Source organism: Sulfitobacter sp. SK025 (genome assembly GCF_003352105.1).
Lineage (GTDB): Bacteria > Pseudomonadota > Alphaproteobacteria > Rhodobacterales > Rhodobacteraceae > Sulfitobacter > Sulfitobacter pontiacus.
On record NZ_CP025808.1, the window covers coordinates 2937223 to 2957647 of the forward strand.

The following is a 20425-nucleotide window of genomic DNA, read 5'->3' on the forward strand; positions in this document are numbered from 1 at the left end:
GGCAATCAGCCCTTGTACTTGCGCGCCTTGCGCAGCAGCATATCACGGCGCGTTTTACTCAGATTGTCGACAAACATCTTTCCGGCAAGATGGTCGATCTGATGCTGAACGCTGGTCGCCTCCAACCCGACGAAATCGCGCGTCACTGTCGCGCCCTGCTCGTCAAGATACCGCACTTTCACACCACGTGGACGCCGGATCTTGGCCGATATTCCGGGCAAATTCGGGCTCGCCTCTTCGTATTCATTCATGATCGCCGACGCGTCGATGACGACAGGGTTTGCCAAACGGATCCGTTTATCCCGCGCTTGCGAGGCATCGACAACGGCGACCTGCAGCGACACCCCGATCTGTGGTGCGGCCAGCCCGACCCCCGGCATCGCGTCCATCGTGTCGATCATGTCGTCCCAGAGCGCACGAATTTCATCATTGATTTCTGCCACTTGCGCGGCAGGTGTCCTTAAACAGGCATGCGGCCACGGAATTATGCGACGAACGGTCATTGGCTTTGCTCCTGCGCGACACGGTCATAAATGACGATGCCATCAAGGTGGTCATATTCATGCTGCACGATCACGGCCTCTGCGCCGGCAAACTTTCGTTCGTGGGTGCCATCAGCATCCGTCCATCGCAACGTAACCTCTGTTGCGCGGGCAATATCCATCGGCACGCCGGGGATCGACAAACATCCCTCTTCGCCAATCGCGCGGGTGTCAGACAGGCTGACAATCTGCGGATTGATACAGGCGACAGGCGTCGGGGTGCCTTCCTTCCAGCCCGCATCGAAAACGAAAATACGCTCGGTCCGGCCAACCTGCGGGGCCGCCAACCCGCGACCGGGCGCGGCATACATCGTGTCGAACATGTCAGCGATCAGCTGGTCGATCTCGGGCGTGCGCGTGGCGACGGGGGCGCACACAGCTGTCAGCCGCGCGTCAGGCCAGGTCACGATGTCCAACACGCTCATCCGCGCGCCAGTTCGCGTTTCAGCTTGGTCATTTTGCGCGTGATCATCTGGCGTTTCATCGGTTTGAGATAATCGATAAAAAGCTTGCCATCCAGATGGTCGATCTCGTGCTGCACGCAGGTCGCCCATAGTTTGGTAAAGGTCTCGGTCTGTTCGTTCCCGTCGATATCGATCCAGCGCACGTCCACATCTGCGGGGCGCGTCACATCGGCAAACTGCTCGGGGATCGACAAACACCCTTCTTCATAGGTGTTCAGCGCGTCCGAGGCGGCGATGATTTCGGGGTTGAACATCACCAGCGGTCGCGGCGCCTCCCCCTCTTCCTTTACGCAATCCATGACGATCAAGCGGTTCATCACCCCGATCTGGGGGGCCGCAAGACCGATCCCCGGCGCGTCATACATCGTGGCGAGCATATCATCAGCCAAGCTGCGCAACTCGTCCGTCATATCGGTCACGGGGGCGCATGGCTTTTTCAGCCGCGGGTCAGGGTGTAGTAAAATATTGCGTATCATTTGGTTGATTTAGGCCAACACCTGCGCCGCTGCAACCTCGGGGCTTGCGGTCTGGTCGATTAGGTTTAGCGTGTCGGCCAAATCTGACAGGAGAACCCCATGAGCTTTGACGAAATCATCGACCGGCGTGGCACCCATTGCGCGAAATGGGACAAGATGGAGCCGATCTACGGCGTCCCCGCGGATACGGGCATTGCCATGTGGGTTGCGGATATGGATTTCCGCCCGCCTCAGGTGGTTCAAACCGCGCTGCAGGATATGTTGGACCATGGTGTCTATGGCTACTTCGGCGATGACAGCAAATATCTGGGCGCCATCCAATGGTGGATGGAGCATCGACACGGTTGGAAAGTCGCGCCCGAGTGGATTTTTACCACGCACGGCTTGGTTAACGGAACCGCGATGTGCGTAGACGCCTTCACCAAGGCCGGGGACGGAGTTGTCCTGTTCACACCGGTTTACCACGCCTTTGCGCGTGTGATCTCCGCCGCAGGGCGGCAGGTGGTCGAATGCGAAATGGCGATAGAAGGCGGCCAGTATACGCTCGATTTCGATGCCTATGACGCGCAAATGACTGGCAACGAGACGATGCTGGTGTTCTGTTCCCCCCATAACCCGGGCGGGCGTGTTTGGTCCCGGTCAGAGTTAGAACAGGTCGCAGCCTTTGCCAAACGCCATGACCTTGTCCTCGTCTCGGACGAGATTCACCATGATCTGGTGATGCCCGGTCATACACACACACCTATGGCCCTGATCGATGGCGTGGCTGATCGGTTGGTCATGATGACCGCGACAACCAAAACCTTTAACATTGCCGGTTCCCACTCCGGCAACGTGATCATCCCCGATCCGAAGCTCCGCGAAACCTTTGCGGCACGCATTGCAGCGATGGGGCTTTCGCCAAACTCCTTCGGTCTGTTTATGGCGACCGCAGCCTATTCGCCGGAAGGGGCCGCATGGGTTGATGATCTGGTCAGCTATCTGGACGGCAACCGGCAGATCTTTGACGCCGCGATTCAGGACATTCCCGGGCTTCAATCCATGTCGCTTCAATCAACCTACCTTGCTTGGGTCGATTTCAGCGGGACCGGAATGGACAGATCAGAGTTCACCCAACGGGTCGAAAACTCCGCTGGGATTGCTGCAAACCACGGGCCAACTTTTGGCAAGGGCGGGGAAAGCTTCCTGCGGTTCAACATCGCCACCCCGCGCGCCCGGGTAGAAGAAGCCTGCAACCGTCTGCGCGAGGCATTCAAAGACCTGCAATAAAATCAATGCGGTGCGTCGACGGTGATCAAGCCCGCCGGCGCATCTGCAGCCCGTTCGAAATCCAGCGCCGCAGACTTCGCGACACGGGTCGCACGTTTGAAATCAAACAGCATTTCGCCGCCTTCTTGCTCTACCGCGACGATCAAACATTGAAACAGATGAGCCGCGCCATCGAATAAATCGACCCGACCGCGCAACTGCGGTGCCGTCTGCGCATCAAGCGAGAAGCCGGTGTCCCAATAACGTAGGACCTTATGCTCCACCCCGTCCGCGTGTACCCGCAAACGTGACGATTTTCGCAGGCTATCCACCCGTGCGGCATCCAGCCCGGCCTGAATGTCTTTCGGCAGTATGGCTTCCACAGTTTCCTCCCTCCAAAGGCTTCCAACATGAAGCGTGACGTGCTGGGATTCAAAATCAAGTGCGCCCCAAGAATTTATTCGACGTGCATCAACGCAGCCCCCCTGTGCGTCGCGTGCTATGGCCTTTCGCCTGTCTGAACTTACCTTGAACACAAACAAGTAAAGGAGTTGTGTATGGGACTGCTGATCGACGGAGAATGGCGCGATAAATGGTACGATACGGAGTCTACCGGAGGTAAGTTTGAACGCTCCACCTCCAAATTTCGCAACTGGGTCACAGCGGACGGCAGCGCGGGCCCGTCAGGAAAATCAGGCTTTCAGGCACAATCAGGGCGGTATCATCTCTACGTCAGCTATGCCTGCCCTTGGGCACATCGCGCACTGATTTTCCGCGCGCTGAAGGACCTTACCGACCATATCAGCGTGTCGGTCGTACACCCCGATATGATGGAAGACGGCTGGACTTTCGCAACAGATTTCGAAGGCGCGACCGGAGACACCCTCTTTGGCAGTGACTTTCTGCGTGACATTTATATCAAAGCCGATCCAAATTTTACAGGCCGCGTCACGGTGCCTGTGCTTTGGGACAAGGCGCAGAACACGATCGTATCTAACGAATCGGCCGAGATCATTCGCATGTTCAACAGTGCGTTTAATGAAATCACCGGCAATACTGATGATTATTGGCCGACTGACCTGCGCGAACAAATCGCCGACATCAACGAACGCGTTTACGAGACCGTTAACAATGGCGTCTACAAGGCCGGGTTCGCGACGTCCCAAGACGCCTATGACGACGCGGTCCATCCGCTTTTTGACAGTTTGACGTGGCTAGAAAGCATCCTCGAAAACAACCGGTTCCTCGCCGGCGACAAGTTGACCGAGGCCGACTGGCGGCTGTTCACGACCCTCGCGCGCTTTGACCTCGTGTATCACACCCATTTCAAGTGCAACCATAAGCGCCTTACCGATTACCCGAACCTTTGGACCTATACGCGGCAACTTTATCAACACGCTGATATCGCCGAGACCGTGCATTTCGATCACATTGTTCGGCACTACCATTTCAGTCAGACCACGGTGAACCCGCATCAAATCATCCCGATTAACCCGAAGGTCGATTTCACCGCCCCACATGGGCGCGATTAGGGACAGGGGCGTTAGGCCACCAGCGTTTCTGCCTTCTTCAAATCGACAGAGACCAGCTGGCTGACGCCCTGTTCCGCCATGGTGACGCCGAACAGCCGATCCATTCGCGCCATGGTGACAGCATGGTGCGTTATGATCAAAAAGCGCGTGTCAGTCTGTCGGCACATCTCGTCCAACAGGTCACAAAAGCGCGTCACATTCGCATCATCCAAAGGCGCGTCGACCTCGTCCAACACACAAATCGGCGCAGGGTTCGCAAGGAACACTGCAAAAATCAGCGCCATCGCGGTCAAGGTCTGTTCGCCCCCCGACAATAGGCTAAGCGTGCTAAGCTTTTTGCCCGGCGGCTGGCACATAATCTCCAACCCCGCCTCCAGAGGATCGTCCGATTCGACCATCACAAGATTGGCCTCACCACCGTTAAAAAGATGTTTAAACAGCATAGAGAAATTGCTGTTCACCTCTTCGAATGCGGTCAGCAAGCGTTCACGGCCTTCTTTGTTCAGGCTCGCGATACCGCTGCGCAATGTCCGGATCGCCTCGGTCAAATCCGCCTTTTCGCCAACCAAAGTATCGTGTTCCGCCTGAACCTCTTTCGCGTCTTCCTCGGCACGCAAGTTCACAGCACCCAAGGCTTCGCGCTGTCCCTTCAAACGGCTCAGCTGGTTTTCAAGAACTTCGACATCGGACATCTCATCAGCATTGATCTCAAGTGTCTCTGCCAGCGCTTCGGGGGTCGTGTCACGTTCTTCATCAATGCGTTCTGCGGCAAGGGCCACCGTTTCCTTCGCCGCATCCGCGCGCGCCTCTGCCCGCGCCCGCGCCTCGCGCGCCTCCGACGCCAAGCGCTCTGCGTCACGCTCAGCCAATGTCGTATCGCGCAAATCGGCTTCCCCGGTAGACAACTGTGCGCTGGCCGCCTGCTTGCGGGTCTCTGCCGCAGAAATTGCGCCCGTCAACTCTTCACGTTTCGCCGCGATCTCTCCGGGGGCAGAGCTCGCTTCGGTCAACTCTCTTTCCGACGCTTCTTTGCGTTCAAGAAGCTCGGCGCTGCGTTTTCCCGCCGTGTCCAGGCGGTTCCGCCAGCCGCCCAATTCCTTGGCGACATCCTGGGCACGTCTCTCGCGTGCGGCACCCTCGCGACGCAGTTCGTCCAGCGCAGAACGCCTCGTCATCATCGCGATGCGCGCGCCTTCAACGGTCTGTCGCAACATCTCCACATCGGCGCGGGCACTTGAGACGTCGTCAAGCGCGGCAAGCGCATTCTCTGCCTCCGTCACCAAACGTCGACCCTCGATCGCCTCTTCCTCGTGGCGGGCGACGGCCAATCCCAAACTGTCCAACCGGCTCTCCGCCAGATTCCGATCCGCCTCAGCCCGGCTTAGGGCCCGTCCTGCATCCGCAACAGCACGGTCTGCATCGCGCCGCAGCGCCCGCGCATTTTTGTCTGCTTCTGCCTGAGCGAGCAGAAGCTTTTGCAATGTTTCATGTGCATCACGCGCAGCCTCTGCCCGTTGATTCGTTTTCTCTAACCCCTGCTTGAGTACCTCTAAACGGTTAATTTGTTGCAAACGAAGCGCAGCGGCCGAGTGCGCATCCTCCGCCCACGCCCGGAAACCATCCCACCGCCACAAATCACCCTCTGGCGAGACGAGACGCTGGCCCGGCAGCAGCAGCGGTTGAAGCCGCGTGCCGTCGTCCGCGTCGACCAGACCAATCTGGCTCATCCGGCGGTTCAGAACGTCAGGCACCGAGACATGCGCCGTCAGCGGGGTGATCCCCTCGGGTAGCGGCTGGACCGTTGAATAGGCAGGTAAATATGCCCACCCCGAGGGCCCGTCCGCATCGACATCCGGGGCGCGCAGATCATCGGCCAGGGCAGCACCAAGCGCTTTTTCAAACCCGTGCTCGACCTGCAGGCGGTCCAGAATTTGACCACCCTCGGCGGTGTCACGCTCTACCAGCTTCGCCAGCGCGCCTGCTTCGGCGCGAATGGCGTTCAGCTCGCCCTCGGCCTCTGACCGTTCGGCACGGGCATCTGCCTCGCGACTTTGGGTGGCAGCGCGGTCCTCTTCCGCCTTTTGCAAGGCTTCCTCGGCAGCGACAGAGGCCGCATGCGCCTGTGTCTCTGCAGCTTGAGCGGCGCTGAAATCGGCGTTTGCTTTCTCGAGTGCGGCGGCACTCTGCGCTACGGCGGCACGCGCTTTATCCGCTTCCGCTTCCGATCGTTGAAGCGTCTTGCGGTGATCGTTCAGCAAACGTTCGGCAGAGCTGTGACGCGCGACCAAACGGGCGACATCCTCGGTCAGCTTCGACAGATCAGCTTCCTGTTTCTCTAGCACGCCGGCGGCCTCTTTCGCGCGCTCTGCCGCCTCCGCGACCGCAGCTTCATGGCCCTCGCCCGCATCCGATAGGTCACGTTCTTCCCGCTCCAACCGCGTGATCGTTTCTTCGGCGTCGCGGTTTAGCTCACCTTCGCGATCCAGATCACGGGTCAACTGCGCGATGCGCTTGGTCAACGCGTCAATCGCGGCCCGGGCGCGGTTTTCCTGATCGCTCAAGGTATCGCGCTGTACACCAAGCCGCTGCACGATAGCGGCCGCGATCGCTTCTTCCTCACGCAGGGGCGGCAAAGCCTCTTCCGCTTTTTGCCGTGCCACAGTGGCCTGACGCACTGCTTTTTCCGCCTCGGCGGCGACGGCCATCTGGCTGCGCAGCGCTTCGGCCGTCGTTTGACGAGCATCCTCGGCCACGCGCCAGCGCCGATACAGCAGCACCCCTTCGGTCCGGCGCAGGGCATCCCCGATATCGCGATAACGCGCAGCCTGACGGGCCTGGCGCGCCAATTGCGAAAGCTGACCGGCAAGCTGTTCAACCACATCGTCGACGCGCGCAAGGTTGGCTTCGGTACCATTCAGCTTCAGTTCAGCCTCGTGACGGCGGGCATAAAGCCCCGAAATACCCGCGGCTTCTTCAAGAATACGGCGCCGGTTCTTCGGTTTGGCGTTGATCAGTTCCGAAATCTGGCCTTGACGTACCAACGCTGGCGAATGGGCTCCCGTTGATGCGTCGGCAAACAGCATTTGCACATCGCGCGCGCGCACATCCTTTCCAGCCGCCTTATAGGCGCTACCGACATCACGGGTGATCCGCCGGATGATTTCGATGCTATCACCGTCGTTAAACCCAGCCGGCGCGAGACGTTCGGAGTTGTCGATATGCAACGCGACTTCGGCGAAGTTCTTGGCCGGACGAGAGGACGCGCCGGCGAAAATCACATCTTCCATACCGCCACCGCGCATAGCGGTCGGACGGTTTTCGCCCATCACCCAACGGAGCGCTTCAAGCAGGTTGGACTTGCCGCAACCATTCGGGCCAACAACGCCGGTTAGACCATCCGAGATGATCAGATCAGTGGGGTCTACAAAGCTTTTAAAGCCTGTCAGCCTGAGTTTGGAAAACCGCAATGTTCGTGCCCGCCTGATTCTTATGGATAGCCAGAATTGCGGATCATCGGGTTTAGAGTCAACGCGACCCCGCTAGGTAGAGCGGGAAGTAGCCGCCTTATCCACAAGATATTGTTATTCTATGTCTGTTATCGCGTTTCCCTTTCGCTATGGTTGTTTGACGGTACTGCCCCTCATCCGCAGTCCAGCTTTCCGACGGCAAGCGCTTGATCCCCCGCGACATGCGTGACCTCGCACCCGCTGACCTGCGCCATCGCCCGCGCCGCACGGTCGCGGATTGGGCCGAAACGGGGGGCGTATTCCATATTGGTGCGTATCGCTTCAGCCTGATTGCCGTTAACGCGGACGTCAAAGTCAGAACCGTCCACCGTTATGGCGGTGGCAGGCAGGCCACTGAAATGCGCGCTCGGCATGTTGCAGCCCGTGACAAACACCATCACCAAGGCGCACAGCAAGACGGTAAGGAATCGCGTATCTCTCATCATGAGCCCATCTAACGCGCGGCACCTTAAGCGAGTGTTAATGCGGCCCAAAATTCAGCAAAAAACATTCGCGTTGCCGCCCCGCCCCTCCGGTCATATAATTTGACCAATCCAAGGAAACGCCAATGCCCTTTCAGCCTATCGCCTCCGAAAAACTGTCAGCCGCTGTCGTACGGCAGGTCGAACAGTTAATCCTGCGTGGCATTCTGCGGCCCGGCGAACGGCTACCCGCAGAGCGTGAGTTGGCAGAGCGTCTGGCCGTTTCGCGCCCCTCGCTCCGGGATGCTATTGCCCAGCTTCAGGCCAGCGGATTGCTGACCGCAAAGCCCGGCGCCGGGGTCTATGTCGCCGATGTGCTCGGCAGCGCGTTCTCCCCTGCCCTGACAGAGCTTTTTGCACGTCACGACGAAGCGGTGTTCGACTATCTTTCGTTCCGCCGCGACATGGAAGGGCTGGCAGCCGAACGGGCCGCGCGGCTTGGTTCTGACACCGACCTTGGGGTCATTCAGGCGGTTTTCGACAAGATGGAAGCCGCACACCAGAAGCGTAACGCAGATGACGAAGCGCAACTTGACGCGCAGTTTCACATGGCGATCACAGAGGCGAGCCATAACGTCGTCATGCTGCATATGATGCGGTCGATGTATGATCTGCTGCGTGGCGGCGTGTTCTACAATCGCGAAGTCATGTTCAAACAGCGCACAACGCGCACCGCCCTGCTGGATCAACACCGCGCCATCAACGACGCATTACAGGCACGTGATCCCGCCGCGGCACAAGCCGCGGTAGAGGCGCATCTGACCTATGTCGAGAACGCCCTGCGCGATCATCAAAAGGCCGAGCGTAATGAAGATGTCGCGCGACAACGTCTTCAACACGAGACAAACACCTAGCCCAGCATAAAAAGGCCCCGGTCAATACCGAGGCCTTTTAAAGTCAGTTCGTTAAAACTTAATGAAGCTTTGTGTCGACTTCTGCAATTGCACTGTCGATCAACGCATTGCCTTCCGCGGCTGTCATCTTCTTGGCGATAACATCCTTGGCAGCGGCAATGGCCACAACAACAGCTTGATCGCGAACTTCTTTAACGGCAGCAGCCTGAGCGGAGTCGATCTGCTCTTCAGCGGCGGCCATACGGCGCGCGATGGATTTCTCCAAGTCGGCACGTGCCTGATCCGCGGCTTCGTTCGCTTCGGCCTTGGCCGATGTCACGATACGGTCCGCTTGCTCTTTCACTTCCTGCTGCTTGCGTTCGTAGCTGGCAAGAAGCGTCTGCGCTTCTTCACGCAGCGCACGGGCTTCGTCCAGTTCGGACTTGATGCCTTCGGCGCGGCTGTCGAGCATGCTGCCCATCATCTTTGGCACTTTGAAATAGATCAAAACACCGACGAAAAGCAGGAAAGCCAGCAGGACGATAAAGTCCGTATTGCGCAGCGAAAAGAACACCTCACCAGCTGCAAAAGCAGGGGAGGCGACCAGACCGGCGATGAGGGCTGAGAAGGTCAAACGCATGGCTTATCCTTTCATCCGGGCATCGACGGCCGCGGAAATTGTTTTCGCGTCAGCAGAGCCACCGACGGCGGCGACGATTGCCTCGGCTGTGTCTTTGGCAACAGCTTCAACGTTCTCCATCGCGGAGGCGCGGATCTCGCTGATCGCTTTTTCGGACTCTGCAGATTTGGCGGCAATCTCGGCGTCTGCCTTGGCAATCGCTTTGTCCAGATCGGCCTGAATATCGGCTTTCGCGGCGGCGATGATCTGCTGTGCTTCTGCACGGGCGTCGATCAAGGCTTTGTCGTAAGCGGCCTCTGCTTCCGTCGCTTTGACCTTCAGGTCTTCGGCGGCGGCGATGTCATTGGTGATGGTGCCCTGGCGCTCCGCCAGAACAGCGCCGATGCGTGGCAGGGCAACGCGCGACAGAATAAAGTAAATTGCGACCAGAGCGACGATAAGCCAGAAAATCTGGTTGCCGAACCAATCAATGCAAAGCTGTGGCATACCAATGGCGCTGCCAAATTCGTTGACGCATGTGCCAGCGATTTCCGTAATAATCGGTTCCGTCGCCATAGCGGGCTCCTGTCAAAGCGTGGAAGTCTTTCGGGCAGCGCGCCATAGCGCACTGCCCGAAGCGTAAGGACGTAGGTGTCTTTTAAGCTTAGACAGCGAACATCAGCAGCAGAGCGACGAGGAACGAGAAGATCCCCAGGGCTTCTGCAAAGGCGATGCCGATGAACAGAGTTGCTGTTTGACCAGCAGCAGCAGATGGGTTGCGCAGTGCGCCAGCCAGGTAGTTGCCTGCAACGTTGCCCACACCGATGGCTGCGCCACCCATGCCGAATGCTGTCAGACCTGCGCCAATGAATTGGCCCATTTGTGCGAGTTCGCCTTCCATGTCATTTCTCCTTACAATGGAATTTTGGTGATTGGTCAGGCGGGAATATCCCGCCTTGGTGTTAGTGGTGCGGGTGCAATGCGTCTTTCAGATAAACGCATGTGAGGATCGCGAAAACATATGCCTGGATGAAGGAAACCAACACCTCGAGACCATACATTGCCGTGATCGCAAGAACCGAGAAGGGGGCGATTGCAGCAAGTGCCGCGAAGCCCGCGAAAACCTTGATCACGGCGTGACCCGCCATCATGTTACCCGCAAGACGGATAGAGTGGCTGACCGGACGTACAAAGTACGAGATCAGCTCGATCACGGCCAGAACCGGACGCAGTGCCAGGGGCGCGCTGCTGACCCAGAACAGGCTCAGGAACGATGCGCCGTTCTTGACGAACCCCAGAATAGTCACACCGAAGAACACGGCAAAGGCCATCACGGCGGTGACCGAAATATGCGATGTCGGGGTAAACGCCATCGGCAGCAGGCCCAGGAAGTTCGAGAAGACGATAAACATGAACAGGGTCATGATGTAGGGGAAGTATTTCACCCCTTCTTTACCGCAGATATCCTCGACCATCTTGTAGATGAAGCCATAGGCCAGTTCAGCGACCGACTGCATGCGCGACGGGATAACCGACCGTTTGGAGGTGCCCAGAACCAGCAGCGCAAAGATCGCCAGAACGGCAACGGCCATCCAGACTGTTGCGTTGGTGATCGTGTACCAGGATACAGCGCCGTCGCCAAAGAATGGCTTGACGATGAACTGATCCATCGGGTGAAAAGCCAAACCGCCTGTTTCTTCGCCGTGTGCTTCTGCCGCCATGTCAGGGCCCTTTTTCTTCATCGGCCACATCGGCCATCTTCTTTTCCTGGATTTCCTGCGCGGAGCGGAGCATCGTCTTCACCCCTGCCGCAAGGCCCAGCATTACAAACAGCACCATGAAAATCGGGAGCGTTCCTAAGAACCAATCCAACGAGTATCCGATGCCAAAACCGATCCCCAGACCGGCGCAAAGTTCGATCACCATCCGCCAGGCCAGCGATGCCTGGGAATAATGTTCATCCGCCCGGGGTTTTGGAGCCTGCGCCCGTTTGGCTGCTTCGATCTTTGCCTCAAGCTGCTTTAGCCGCTGCTGTTGGTCCGGATCGGTCACGCCAAAATCCCTGTTGGATGTGTTGCGCAGTAGCTACTTTCACACCGCTTCAGAGTCAACTCTGTTAGCCGACCACCCAAGACACTGTAATCAAAAGGTTTTACGCTGAGCCGCGGTTCATATTCAGGTGCAAACTGCCCGCACTCCTTGCAAATTCACGCGACAATCATATTCAACCTTTTGGTTAAGCGTGGTTTCCGCTACCTCATAAGAACCGCCCCTACCCGCGCATCAAGGACATCCAGACAGCCGTGCCCCAACCGCCCGCCACACAGCTCGACGCGATTTTTGCCGCGCTCGCCGACCCCACGCGGCGCGCCATTCTGGCGATGCTTCTTGAGGATGATATGGCCGTCACAGACGTCGCCGACCCCTTCGGTATTTCGCTTGCTGCGATATCGAAACATCTGTCGGTGCTGGAACGTGCAGGTCTGATCGTGCAGGAAAAGCGCGGGCGGCTCAAATGGTGCAAGCTTGAGCCAGCCGCACTCAAGGCCCCGTCCGTGTGGATGCAGGGCTTCGGTCAATATGACCCGATCAATCTTGATGATTTTGAAAGGTTTCTGGCCGCCGAAATACGCGAAACGTCAGGGGATGCGGCGCAGAATGATCCGGGGACGTTTGAAGAGTAGATAAATATTGGCCCTCCTGCGACGAGGTTTTACACAGAAGGGCCAAACTTGATGTTATTAAATGACGCCGAACGCAAAGCGCAGGATCGCCAGAACAACAACAATCAAACCGATCAGATAAATAATGCTACGCATTAGAATAGTCCCTTTATAAACTTTATGTGACCTTAACGCTGGATATGTCGGATCGGTTCCCGCCCTTTTGATCAAACCGCTTTGGTATCGTCCCGCAACAGCAGATACAGCGCGACAATCGTCAGCCCGACGCCCCCGAAGACAAGCGGGCCGGGTGCGCCATTGCCCAAAGCGACTTCCCACAGAATAACCCAGCTGGGCGTCAGATAGGTATAGGCCATCACCTTTGCCGACGGCAGCCGCAGGGACGCAAATTGCAGCAATACAAAAGTCGCGGCAGAAGCAGCTATCGCGACGTAGAGGATGGTGATCCACACAATCGCGGGCAGCGCGGTCCAGTCCGTCCCCAGCACATCGCGCCAGCCATAGATGAACAGCAACGCACCACCGGCGATCAGCGTGCCCAAGGTGAACACCACCGCCGGCTCTCCGCGGTTCAGCTTGCGCACCATCGGCGTATAAAGCGCATGGCTTACGCAGCCGACGAAATACACCGCTTCGCCATACCCGAGCTCGAACCGCCGCAGCGCGGCCAGATCCGCGCGAAAAATTACCCAAAGCGCGCCGACCGCACCGATGGCCAGCGCCAGCGCCATCCGCCCTGTGGTCACCTGCCGCAACAAGAGCCACCCAAACCCCGCTGCAATCACCGGCGTCAGCGTAAACACCGCCGCCGCACTGACGGGGCGCGCGGTCTTCAACCCCTCGAACATCAGCACGAAATAGACCGCGAAAAGCCCCCCAAGCACCAAATAGCGCCAAGGCGCGCGCGTGGCCCCTTTCGGCACACCCGTCGTCGCAGCGACCGCCACGGCAATCACCATGCCCGCGATCACGAACCGCGCCGCATTCAACGCCGTGGGCGAGATCAGATTGGCCGACAGCGACCCAAGCGAAAACGATCCCGCCACCAGCGCCGAAAACGCCAGCATCGCCAGATGCCCCTGCAGATCAGATCGCATCACAGCCCCGTCTTGACGGCTTTTTTCAGGTACGACAGCAAGGCCTGCACCTTCGGCGTGCGGTGCAGATCAACATGGGTGACCAGCCACAGCATCGAATCCCATTCCGGCAGATGCGGATGCACCTCGACCAGATCGGGGTTGGCGCGCCCCTCGATCAGATCGACAAACCCGATCCCCGCCGCTTCCAGCACCGCAACGCGGAGCGCGTCTGCATGGAGACCGCGGAAGGAGATCGCATGGGCAGGCACCACCTCGCGCATCCATTTGAAGAAGGGCGCACGCATCTGCGCGTCATCATGGCCGACAAACCGATGGTTGCCATACTCCTCGACCCCCGACGGCATCCCGAAGGCCGCGATATAGTCCTTATGCGCGAACAGCCCCATCTGGAACTGATAGAAAGGCTGCACGACGTTGTCCGGCTGCTCGGGCACCTGCCCCGCGCGGATCGCGATATGCGCCTCGCCATACTCCAGCCGGAACAATCGCTCCCCGGTCAGAAAGCGCAGAGTCACATCCGGGTTTTCCCTCTGGAACGCGACCAACAAAGGCGTCATCCAGCTTGAAAGCTCCATCAGAGAGGTCACGACCAGCTCGCCCGACACCGCTTCGCCGCGCCCCTTGATGCGACTGGCAAGCTGGCTGAACTGGTCATCCGTGGCAGAGGCCACACGCAGCAGATCCTCGCCCGCCTCCGTCGTCTTATAACCGCGCGCGTGCCGTTGGAATAGCTTTACCGACAACCGTCGCTCCAGCGCATCCACATGGCGGATCACCGTCGCATGATGGACACCCAGAACCTCGGCCGCGCCACTGACGGTGCCCATGCGCGCCACCTGATAGGCCGTCTTGATTTCTTCCCAATTGTCCATTCTCGGCCCCTCGTCTGCCCGACTGTGCATTATTGAACACATCACCCGCAGTTTCGCCAGTTGCGTTCGCACGAGCAAGGGTCATGTAAAGGCAAGAAAGTTAACACGAAAGGATATCCTCCCATGTCTATTTTGCGTATCGATTCCTCTGCCAACACCACCAGTTCTGTGACCCGCGGCCTCACCGACCGGATCATCGCGCAACTGGGCGACAATGATGTAACCGTCCGCGATCTGGCTCTCGAACCCCTGCCCCAGATCACCGAAACATGGGCCATCGCCCGCGCCACCCCCGAGACAGACCGCACGCCCGAACAAAGCGAAGCGCTGGTTGAATCCGACAAGCTCGTCGCAGAGCTTCTGGCCGCCGACACAATTGTCATCGGCGCGCCCATCTATAACTTCAGCGTGCCCGCGTCGCTGAAGGCGTGGATCGATCTGGTCGCCCGTGTCGGCGTTACCTTCCGCTATACCGAAAACGGCCCCGAAGGTCTGGTCAAAGGCAAGCGCGTGATCGTGGCGATGGCCTCCGGTGGCGTGCCCGCCGGGTCCGAGGCGGATTTCAACACCGGCTATCTCAAGGCCGTTCTGGGCTTCATGGGCATGACCGACGTGACCATCGTGGCCGCCGACGCGCTGGCAACAGATGCCGAAGGCACCATCGCCCGCGCGAACGAAGCTGTGGATGCGCTCAAGGCAGCATAATCCTCGGGCGGCGCGGCGGGTTGACTCAGACCCGCCGCTCGCCTAAACGATCCGCAATCTCCGGAAGCACCATGTCTTCCGGTCTCTGGCGCGGCCAGAGATCGCCCCCCACCAGCGTGTTACGCCCGTGGGGGCATTTGCGTATTCAACGCGGGCATCCTATCTGAGGGGCACCGCAACCGATCGAAGGGGGCCATGGCCCATGTTTGAGAATCTTTCCGAACGCCTCTCCGGCGTCTTTGACCGTCTCACCAAACAGGGTGCCCTCTCGGAAGAGGATGTGAAAACCGCCCTGCGCGAAGTCCGCGTCGCCCTCCTCGAGGCCGATGTTTCCCTGCCCGTCGCGCGTGATTTCGTCAAAGCGGTGCAGGACAAGGCCACCGGTCAGGCCGTCACCAAATCGATCACCCCCGGCCAGCAGGTCGTCAAGATCGTCCACGACGCGCTGATCGACACGCTGAAAGGCGAAGGCGAACCCGGCGCGCTGAAAATTGACAGCCCCCCCGCCCCGATCCTGATGGTCGGTCTGCAAGGCTCCGGTAAAACCACGACCACGGCCAAGCTCGCCAAACGTCTGAAAGACCGCGACGGCAAGCGCGTGCTGATGGCCTCGCTCGACGTGAACCGCCCTGCGGCGATGGAGCAGCTGGCGATCCTCGGTGTGCAGATCGGCGTCGATACGCTGCCCATCGTCAAAGGCGAAAACCCCGTCCAGATTGCCAAACGCGCAAAGACGCAGGCATCGATGGGTGGCTACGACGTCTATATGCTCGACACCGCGGGCCGCCTCTCCATCGACGAAGAGCTGATGCGCCAGGTCGAAGCGGTGCGCGATGTCGCCAACCCCCGTGAAACCCTGCTGGTCGTCGATGGTCTCACCGGCCAGGACGCCGTGCAAACCGCGGAAAATTTCAACGACCGCATTGGCATCTCCGGCGTCGTGCTGACCCGTATGGACGGCGACGGCCGCGGCGGTGCTGCGCTGTCGATGCGCGCCGTCACCGGCAAACCCATCAAATTCGTCGGCTTGGGCGAAAAGATGGATGCGCTGGAAACCTTCGAACCCGAACGCATCGCGGGCCGTATCCTTGGCATGGGCGATATCGTCGCCCTGGTCGAGAAAGCGCAAGAAACCATCGAGGCTGAACAAGCCGAAAAGATGATGAAGCGCATGGCCAAAGGTCAGTTCAACATGAACGACCTGAAAATGCAGCTTGAACAGATGCTCAAGATGGGCGGGATGCAAGGCATGATGGGCATGATGCCCGGCATGGGCAAAATGGCGAAACAGGTCGAAGACGCAGGTTTTGATGACAAGATCCTCAAACGCCAGATCGCCCTGATCCAATCCATGACCAAGAAAGAGCGCGCCAACCCCGCGCTGCTTCAAGCCAGCCGCAAAAAGCGCATCGCCAAAGGCGCAGGTCTGGAAGTGTCCGAACTCAACAAGCTCATGAAAATGCACCGCCAGATGGGCGACATGATGAAAAAGATGGGCAAAATGGGCAAGGGCGGCATGCTCAAACAAGCCATGAAGGGCATGATGGGCAAAGGCGGCATGCCCGGCGGCATGGACCCGTCCCAGATGGACCCCAAGGCGCTGGAAGCCGCGGCCAAACAGATGGGCGGCAAACTGCCTGGTGGTCTGGGCGGTATGGGGGGCGGCATGGGTCTGCCCGGCGGCCTCTCCGGTTTCGGGAAAAAGAAATGATCCGCGCTTCATTTTGCCAGATAAACTCCCGCCGGAGGCTCCTGCCCGTGCACCGCGCCCTCCCCTTCGCCGTGAAAGGAGCCGCCGCATGACCGATCCCATCACCCGCGCCGCCGAGGTTCTGAAAGAACACCGCGCCTCCATCGACCGTCTGGACGCGATCCTGGTCTATACTCTGGGCGAGCGGTTCAAACACACGCAGGCTGTGGGGAAACTCAAAGCCGAACACGACCTTCCCCCCTCTGATCCGGACCGCGAAGCGAACCAGATCAAGCGGCTCGAAGATTTGGCGAAAGAGGCTGACCTCGATCCCGAATTCGCCAAGAAGTTTCTGAACTTCATCATCGCTGAAGTCATTCAGCACCACAAACAACACCAATCATAGGTCCGGGCGCGTCCCTGACCCCAGTCTCAACTAAAGGAAACTACCTATGTCCATGAAAATTCGTCTCGCCCGTGGCGGCTCCAAAAAGCGCCCCTTCTACCGCATCGTTGCAGCGGACAGCCGCATGCCACGTGACGGCCGCTTCATCGAGAAGCTGGGCACCTACAACCCGCTGCTGGCGAAAGACAGCGAAGAGCGCGTGAAAATGGACGTCGAGCGCGTTCAATACTGGATCAGCCAGGGCGCGCAGCCAACCGACCGTGTTGCACGCATGCTGGAAGCCGCTGGCGTGAAAGAGAAAACCGAGCGGAACAACCCCAAGAAGGGTACCCCCGGCAAGAAAGCACAAGAGCGCGTTGAAGAGAAAGCAGCCAAGGCCGCCGCTGCTGCCGAAGCCGCTGCTGCACCTGCAGAAGACGCCGCCGAAGAATAATCGGCACCTCCCCCGGCGCGGTTCCTGCCGCGCCGGGGATTTCAGGTATATCCGACAGCCCGCATCTTTGCGCGTGCAGCCTGTCCGATGTACGTGGTACACGAAATGACACGTCCCGCCGCAGCGGCCCGCTCTCATCGGTCCCCTGCGCCCCGCCCCTGGACCAGATTGGAAGCTGACAATGTTTCGTCTTTTGCGCCTTCTTCTCATCCTCGGCATCTGGTTCGAACGCACCCTGATGAAATCGGAATGCCGTGCGGGCGAGGGTCAGTGGACCGGTACAATTTGCTTAAACTCGGAGCTTTTGCAGTGAGCGATAAAATTTCGGTGGGCGCGATCTCTGGCGCATATGGTGTCCGCGGGGAACTGCGGATCAAAAGCTACTGCGCGGTGCCCGAAGATATCGAAAGCTACAGCCCGCTCTCGAGCGAGGATGGCACGCGCAGTTTCAACCTCGCGCTGGTGCGTCCGGTCAAAAACGGCTTTGTCGCGCGCATCACTGATGTTACCTCCAAAGAAGAGGCCGACGCCTTGCGCGGCACCGTGCTGTTTGCGCAGCGCGACCAGCTGCCGTCGCTGCCCGACGATGAATTCTACCACACCGACCTGATCGGGCTTGAGGTCTATGACACCGGCGGCACGCTGATCGGCAAGGTCAAGACCGTCCAGAACCACGGCGCTGACGATCTGCTGGAAACGCAGCTTGCGGGCAGCGCGCAGACCGTGTTCCTGCCCTTCACCAAGGCGGCGGTGCCCACGGTCGATCTGGCCACGGGCCGCATCATCGCCGACCCGCCCGAGGGCATCCTGCCCGATGCAAAAGACGTCTAAGCCCGTACGAAAGGCCCGCATGACACAGGCCGCGATCACATGAGCACCCCTTCACGCTCCCACGGGCGTCAATCTGTCCGTCCGACGTTCAAGCCGCGCGAGCTGATGCAGGACACACCCGATTACGCCGGCGTCTGGCGGGCCGAGATCGTGACCCTCTTCCCCGAACTGTTCCCCGGTGTGCTGGGAGCCAGCCTGACGGGCCGCGCCCTGCAAGAAGGCACATGGCAGCTGCGCACCCATGATCTGCGCGGCTACGGCGTAGGCAAACACCGCAATGTTGACGACACCCCCGCGGGCGGCGGCGCAGGTATGGTCATGCGCGCAGATGTCGTCGGCCCCGCGATCGAGGATGCGATGGCCGGTGCCGCCGGACGCTGGCCCATCCTCTATATGTCTCCGCGCGGGCGGCGGTTTGATCAGGCGATGGCGCAGGATCTGGCCACCTGCTCCGGCGTGACTATCCTTTGTGGCCGTTTCGAAGGCGTCGACGAGCGTGTGATCAACCATTACGGCATCACCGAAGTCTCCCTTGGTGATTTTGTCATGACCGGCGGAGAGTTGGCCGCGCAAGCCATGATCGACGCCACCGTGCGGCTCTTGCCCGGTGTCTTGGGCAACGCCGACAGCGTGGTCGAGGAAAGCCATTCCTCTGGCCTGCTGGAACATCCGCAATACACCCGCCCCGCCGAATGGAAAGACCGCCCCATTCCGCCGGTTCTCATGTCCGGCAACCACGGCGAGATTGCCAAATGGCGGCAGGCCCAGTCAGAAACCCTGACAGAACAACGACGCCCCGACATGTGGGCGAAATATACGTCCAAGAAGTGACCCCCACGGAAGGCAGACCATGACAGACCTGACCCGCACCCTTGATCACGCCCGCATTGATGAGCTGCCGAACCCCTATTTCGGCAAGGTGCGTGACTGCTACGACCTGCCCGACGACCGGCGCATCCTGATTTCTTCTGACCGTATTTCGGCTTTTGACCGTATCCTCACCTCCATTCCGTTCAAGGGTCAGGTGTTGACCCAGACCGCGCGGTTCTGGTTCGACAACACCTCCGACATCTGCCCCAACCACGTGCTCGACTACCCCGACCCCAATGTGGTGATCGGCAAGCATCTGACCATCCTGCCCGTAGAGATCGTCGTGCGCGGCTATCTTGCCGGCTCCACAGGGACATCGGTGCTGACGCTATACAAGAAAGGTGAACGGGAGATGTACGGCCACCGCTTCCCCGATGGCCTGCGCGACAATCAGGCGCTGCCCGCGCCGATCATCACCCCCACCTCCAAGGAATTCGACGGCGGCCACGATGCTCCGCTAACCGCCCAAGAGATCGTGGACCAAGGGCTGTTGACCCAGGCGCAATGGGACCAGATCAGCGACATCGCCCTGAAGCTCTTTGCCCGCGGTCAGGAAATGGCGGCGAAAAACGGGCTGATCCTCGTGGACACAAAATATGAATTCGGCACCGATGCGCAGGGCAATATCCTGCTGGCCGATGAAATCCACACTCCCGACAGCTCGCGGTTCTGGCTCGCCGAAGGCTATGACGCCGCGCTGGAAAACGGCACACGCCCGCCGTCCTTCGACAAGGATGTGATCCGGTCCTGGGTCGATGCCCGCTGCGACCCCTATCACGATGACATCCCCGAAATCCCCGCCGACCTGATCGCCGCCACCTCGCAAGTCTATATCGACGCCTACGAGGCGATTACCGGCCAACGTTTCGTCCCTGATCTGGAGGGCGACACCGTGCTGGACCGCGTGCGGCACAATCTGCGCCCCTATTTCACCGGCTGAAAACATGCGCGTGTACGGGTGATACGCTCTTGATCTGAAGGGGCATCCCGCCTATACGACGCGCAAGTCTGGAATCGCGCACGTGCGGCTCCAGTCTTTTCTGCATCCGCAGATGACAAGCAAAGATGACCCTACCTTCGATGGGACGCCACGGCGGGCCCGCCAGACAGACCGAAGCTATTGGATCGCACA

General features: G+C 59.3%; 24 protein-coding genes. 11 read left to right on the forward strand and 13 right to left on the reverse strand.

What is annotated here, in order from left to right:
- Positions 1-5: 5 nt before the first annotated feature.
- The 3 genes from def (C1J04_RS14405) to def (C1J04_RS14415) are packed head-to-tail and all read right to left on the reverse strand — an operon-like array spanning position 6 to position 1482.
- Positions 6-503, reverse strand: a complete 498-nt coding sequence (def, locus tag C1J04_RS14405; protein WP_037953927.1) for a peptide deformylase — start codon at positions 501-503, stop codon at positions 6-8.
- Positions 500-967 carry a peptide deformylase gene (gene def / locus C1J04_RS14410; RefSeq protein WP_009825344.1) on the reverse strand — a complete coding sequence of 156 codons (468 nt, stop codon included), beginning with the start codon at positions 965-967 and terminating at the stop codon, positions 500-502. The genes def (C1J04_RS14405) and def (C1J04_RS14410) overlap by 4 nt, the downstream gene beginning before the upstream one ends.
- A complete protein-coding gene (def, locus tag C1J04_RS14415) occupies positions 964-1482 on the reverse strand; it encodes a peptide deformylase (RefSeq protein ID WP_037953930.1) in 519 nt (172 codons plus the stop codon). Before def (C1J04_RS14415) ends, def (C1J04_RS14410) begins: the two co-directional genes overlap by 4 nt.
- Before the next feature lie 99 nt (positions 1483-1581).
- Between def (C1J04_RS14415) and C1J04_RS14420 the strand changes: the two genes are divergently transcribed.
- Entirely contained in the window at positions 1582-2751 is a 1170-nt protein-coding gene (locus tag C1J04_RS14420; RefSeq protein WP_009825346.1) for a MalY/PatB family protein, read from the forward strand.
- Positions 2752-2753: 2 nt separating this feature from the next.
- Here C1J04_RS14420 and C1J04_RS14425 read toward each other — a convergent pair whose 3' ends face one another.
- Positions 2754-3113 carry a hypothetical protein gene (locus C1J04_RS14425; protein WP_005849957.1) on the reverse strand — a complete coding sequence of 120 codons (360 nt, stop codon included), beginning with the start codon at positions 3111-3113 and terminating at the stop codon, positions 2754-2756.
- 174 nt (positions 3114-3287) lie between these two features.
- On the opposite strand from C1J04_RS14425, the gene C1J04_RS14430 reads away from it, so the two are divergent.
- Positions 3288-4262 (forward strand): glutathione S-transferase family protein, encoded by a 975-nt coding sequence (locus C1J04_RS14430; protein WP_009825347.1) that lies wholly within the window; start codon positions 3288-3290, stop codon positions 4260-4262.
- Positions 4263-4273: 11 nt separating this feature from the next.
- Here C1J04_RS14430 and smc read toward each other — a convergent pair whose 3' ends face one another.
- Positions 4274-7729, reverse strand: coding sequence for a chromosome segregation protein SMC (gene smc, locus C1J04_RS14435; protein ID WP_009825348.1), 3456 nt, complete (start codon positions 7727-7729; stop codon positions 4274-4276).
- Positions 7730-7902: 173 nt separating this feature from the next.
- The gene (locus tag C1J04_RS14440) at positions 7903-8211 is read right to left on the reverse strand and encodes a hypothetical protein (RefSeq protein ID WP_114865390.1); all 309 of its coding nucleotides are present in this window, start codon (positions 8209-8211) and stop codon (positions 7903-7905) included.
- A 125-nt stretch (positions 8212-8336) separates the two neighbouring features.
- On the opposite strand from C1J04_RS14440, the gene C1J04_RS14445 reads away from it, so the two are divergent.
- Positions 8337-9104, forward strand: a complete 768-nt coding sequence (locus tag C1J04_RS14445; protein WP_009825350.1) for an FCD domain-containing protein — start codon at positions 8337-8339, stop codon at positions 9102-9104.
- A gap of 58 nt (positions 9105-9162) precedes the next feature.
- On the opposite strand, the gene C1J04_RS14450 is transcribed toward C1J04_RS14445, so the two are convergent.
- The 5 genes from C1J04_RS14450 to C1J04_RS14470 all read right to left on the reverse strand — a co-directional run bounded on the left by C1J04_RS14450 (position 9163) and on the right by C1J04_RS14470 (position 11754).
- Complete coding sequence (locus C1J04_RS14450; protein ID WP_009825351.1) at positions 9163-9723, reverse strand: F0F1 ATP synthase subunit B; 561 nt, start codon at positions 9721-9723, stop codon at positions 9163-9165.
- 3 nt (positions 9724-9726) lie between these two features.
- Positions 9727-10278, reverse strand: coding sequence for a F0F1 ATP synthase subunit B' (locus tag C1J04_RS14455; RefSeq protein ID WP_009825352.1), 552 nt, complete (start codon positions 10276-10278; stop codon positions 9727-9729).
- An 88-nt stretch (positions 10279-10366) separates the two neighbouring features.
- Positions 10367-10603: a F0F1 ATP synthase subunit C gene (locus C1J04_RS14460; RefSeq protein ID WP_005849971.1), complete on the reverse strand. Its 237-nt coding sequence runs from the start codon at positions 10601-10603 to the stop codon at positions 10367-10369.
- 61 nt (positions 10604-10664) lie between these two features.
- The gene (locus C1J04_RS14465) at positions 10665-11423 is read right to left on the reverse strand and encodes a F0F1 ATP synthase subunit A (RefSeq protein ID WP_037941251.1); all 759 of its coding nucleotides are present in this window, start codon (positions 11421-11423) and stop codon (positions 10665-10667) included.
- A 1-nt stretch (position 11424) separates the two neighbouring features.
- A complete protein-coding gene (locus tag C1J04_RS14470; RefSeq protein WP_005849975.1) occupies positions 11425-11754 on the reverse strand; it encodes an AtpZ/AtpI family protein in 330 nt (109 codons plus the stop codon).
- A 251-nt stretch (positions 11755-12005) separates the two neighbouring features.
- Between C1J04_RS14470 and C1J04_RS14475 the strand changes: the two genes are divergently transcribed.
- Positions 12006-12386, forward strand: a complete 381-nt coding sequence (locus C1J04_RS14475) for an ArsR/SmtB family transcription factor (RefSeq protein ID WP_009825354.1) — start codon at positions 12006-12008, stop codon at positions 12384-12386.
- Between the two features lie 206 nt (positions 12387-12592).
- On the opposite strand, the gene C1J04_RS14480 is transcribed toward C1J04_RS14475, so the two are convergent.
- A complete protein-coding gene (locus tag C1J04_RS14480) occupies positions 12593-13483 on the reverse strand; it encodes a DMT family transporter (protein ID WP_009825355.1) in 891 nt (296 codons plus the stop codon).
- The gene (locus tag C1J04_RS14485) at positions 13483-14358 is read right to left on the reverse strand and encodes a LysR family transcriptional regulator (RefSeq protein WP_005849981.1); all 876 of its coding nucleotides are present in this window, start codon (positions 14356-14358) and stop codon (positions 13483-13485) included. Before C1J04_RS14485 ends, C1J04_RS14480 begins: the two co-directional genes overlap by 1 nt.
- Positions 14359-14481: 123 nt before the next feature.
- Between C1J04_RS14485 and C1J04_RS14490 the strand changes: the two genes are divergently transcribed.
- The 7 genes from C1J04_RS14490 to C1J04_RS14520 all read left to right on the forward strand — a co-directional run bounded on the left by C1J04_RS14490 (position 14482) and on the right by C1J04_RS14520 (position 20233).
- A complete protein-coding gene (locus tag C1J04_RS14490; protein ID WP_005849982.1) occupies positions 14482-15063 on the forward strand; it encodes an FMN-dependent NADH-azoreductase in 582 nt (193 codons plus the stop codon).
- Positions 15064-15265: 202 nt separating this feature from the next.
- Entirely contained in the window at positions 15266-16774 is a 1509-nt protein-coding gene (gene ffh, locus C1J04_RS14495) for a signal recognition particle protein (RefSeq protein ID WP_009825356.1), read from the forward strand.
- Between the two features lie 88 nt (positions 16775-16862).
- On the forward strand, positions 16863-17159 hold the full coding sequence (locus C1J04_RS14500) for a chorismate mutase (protein WP_009825357.1): 297 nt from the start codon (positions 16863-16865) through the stop codon (positions 17157-17159).
- Positions 17160-17205: 46 nt separating this feature from the next.
- A complete protein-coding gene (gene rpsP, locus C1J04_RS14505) occupies positions 17206-17592 on the forward strand; it encodes a 30S ribosomal protein S16 (protein WP_005849986.1) in 387 nt (128 codons plus the stop codon).
- Positions 17593-17901: 309 nt separating this feature from the next.
- Entirely contained in the window at positions 17902-18423 is a 522-nt protein-coding gene (rimM, locus tag C1J04_RS14510; protein WP_005849988.1) for a ribosome maturation factor RimM, read from the forward strand.
- 39 nt (positions 18424-18462) lie between these two features.
- Positions 18463-19254, forward strand: a complete 792-nt coding sequence (gene trmD, locus C1J04_RS14515) for a tRNA (guanosine(37)-N1)-methyltransferase TrmD (protein ID WP_009825359.1) — start codon at positions 18463-18465, stop codon at positions 19252-19254.
- Between the two features lie 19 nt (positions 19255-19273).
- Positions 19274-20233 carry a phosphoribosylaminoimidazolesuccinocarboxamide synthase gene (locus C1J04_RS14520; protein WP_009825360.1) on the forward strand — a complete coding sequence of 320 codons (960 nt, stop codon included), beginning with the start codon at positions 19274-19276 and terminating at the stop codon, positions 20231-20233.
- The last annotated feature ends 192 nt before the right edge of the window (positions 20234-20425 follow it).

Bases quoted from the DNA above. Each gene is read 5' to 3' on its own strand.
- C1J04_RS14440 (WP_114865390.1), bottom strand. From the start codon at position 8,211: ATGAGAGATACGCGATTCCTTACCGTCTTGCTGTGCGCCTTGGTGATG.
- def (WP_037953927.1), bottom strand. From the start codon at position 503: ATGACCGTTCGTCGCATAATTCCGTGGCCGCATGCCTGTTTAAGGACA.
- def (WP_037953930.1), bottom strand. From the start codon at position 1,482: ATGATACGCAATATTTTACTACACCCTGACCCGCGGCTGAAAAAGCCA.
- C1J04_RS14465 (WP_037941251.1), bottom strand. From the start codon at position 11,423: ATGGCGGCAGAAGCACACGGCGAAGAAACAGGCGGTTTGGCTTTTCAC.
- C1J04_RS14520 (WP_009825360.1), top strand. From the start codon at position 19,274: ATGACAGACCTGACCCGCACCCTTGATCACGCCCGCATTGATGAGCTG.
- def (WP_009825344.1), bottom strand. From the start codon at position 967: ATGAGCGTGTTGGACATCGTGACCTGGCCTGACGCGCGGCTGACAGCT.
- C1J04_RS14480 (WP_009825355.1), bottom strand. From the start codon at position 13,483: ATGCGATCTGATCTGCAGGGGCATCTGGCGATGCTGGCGTTTTCGGCG.
- C1J04_RS14500 (WP_009825357.1), top strand. From the start codon at position 16,863: ATGACCGATCCCATCACCCGCGCCGCCGAGGTTCTGAAAGAACACCGC.
- ffh (WP_009825356.1), top strand. From the start codon at position 15,266: ATGTTTGAGAATCTTTCCGAACGCCTCTCCGGCGTCTTTGACCGTCTC.
- C1J04_RS14485 (WP_005849981.1), bottom strand. From the start codon at position 14,358: ATGGACAATTGGGAAGAAATCAAGACGGCCTATCAGGTGGCGCGCATG.
- rpsP (WP_005849986.1), top strand. From the start codon at position 17,206: ATGTCCATGAAAATTCGTCTCGCCCGTGGCGGCTCCAAAAAGCGCCCC.
- C1J04_RS14455 (WP_009825352.1), bottom strand. From the start codon at position 10,278: ATGGCGACGGAACCGATTATTACGGAAATCGCTGGCACATGCGTCAAC.
- C1J04_RS14430 (WP_009825347.1), top strand. From the start codon at position 3,288: ATGGGACTGCTGATCGACGGAGAATGGCGCGATAAATGGTACGATACG.
- C1J04_RS14450 (WP_009825351.1), bottom strand. From the start codon at position 9,723: ATGCGTTTGACCTTCTCAGCCCTCATCGCCGGTCTGGTCGCCTCCCCT.
- trmD (WP_009825359.1), top strand. From the start codon at position 18,463: ATGAGCACCCCTTCACGCTCCCACGGGCGTCAATCTGTCCGTCCGACG.
- C1J04_RS14460 (WP_005849971.1), bottom strand. From the start codon at position 10,603: ATGGAAGGCGAACTCGCACAAATGGGCCAATTCATTGGCGCAGGTCTG.
- C1J04_RS14445 (WP_009825350.1), top strand. From the start codon at position 8,337: ATGCCCTTTCAGCCTATCGCCTCCGAAAAACTGTCAGCCGCTGTCGTA.
- C1J04_RS14420 (WP_009825346.1), top strand. From the start codon at position 1,582: ATGAGCTTTGACGAAATCATCGACCGGCGTGGCACCCATTGCGCGAAA.
- C1J04_RS14490 (WP_005849982.1), top strand. From the start codon at position 14,482: ATGTCTATTTTGCGTATCGATTCCTCTGCCAACACCACCAGTTCTGTG.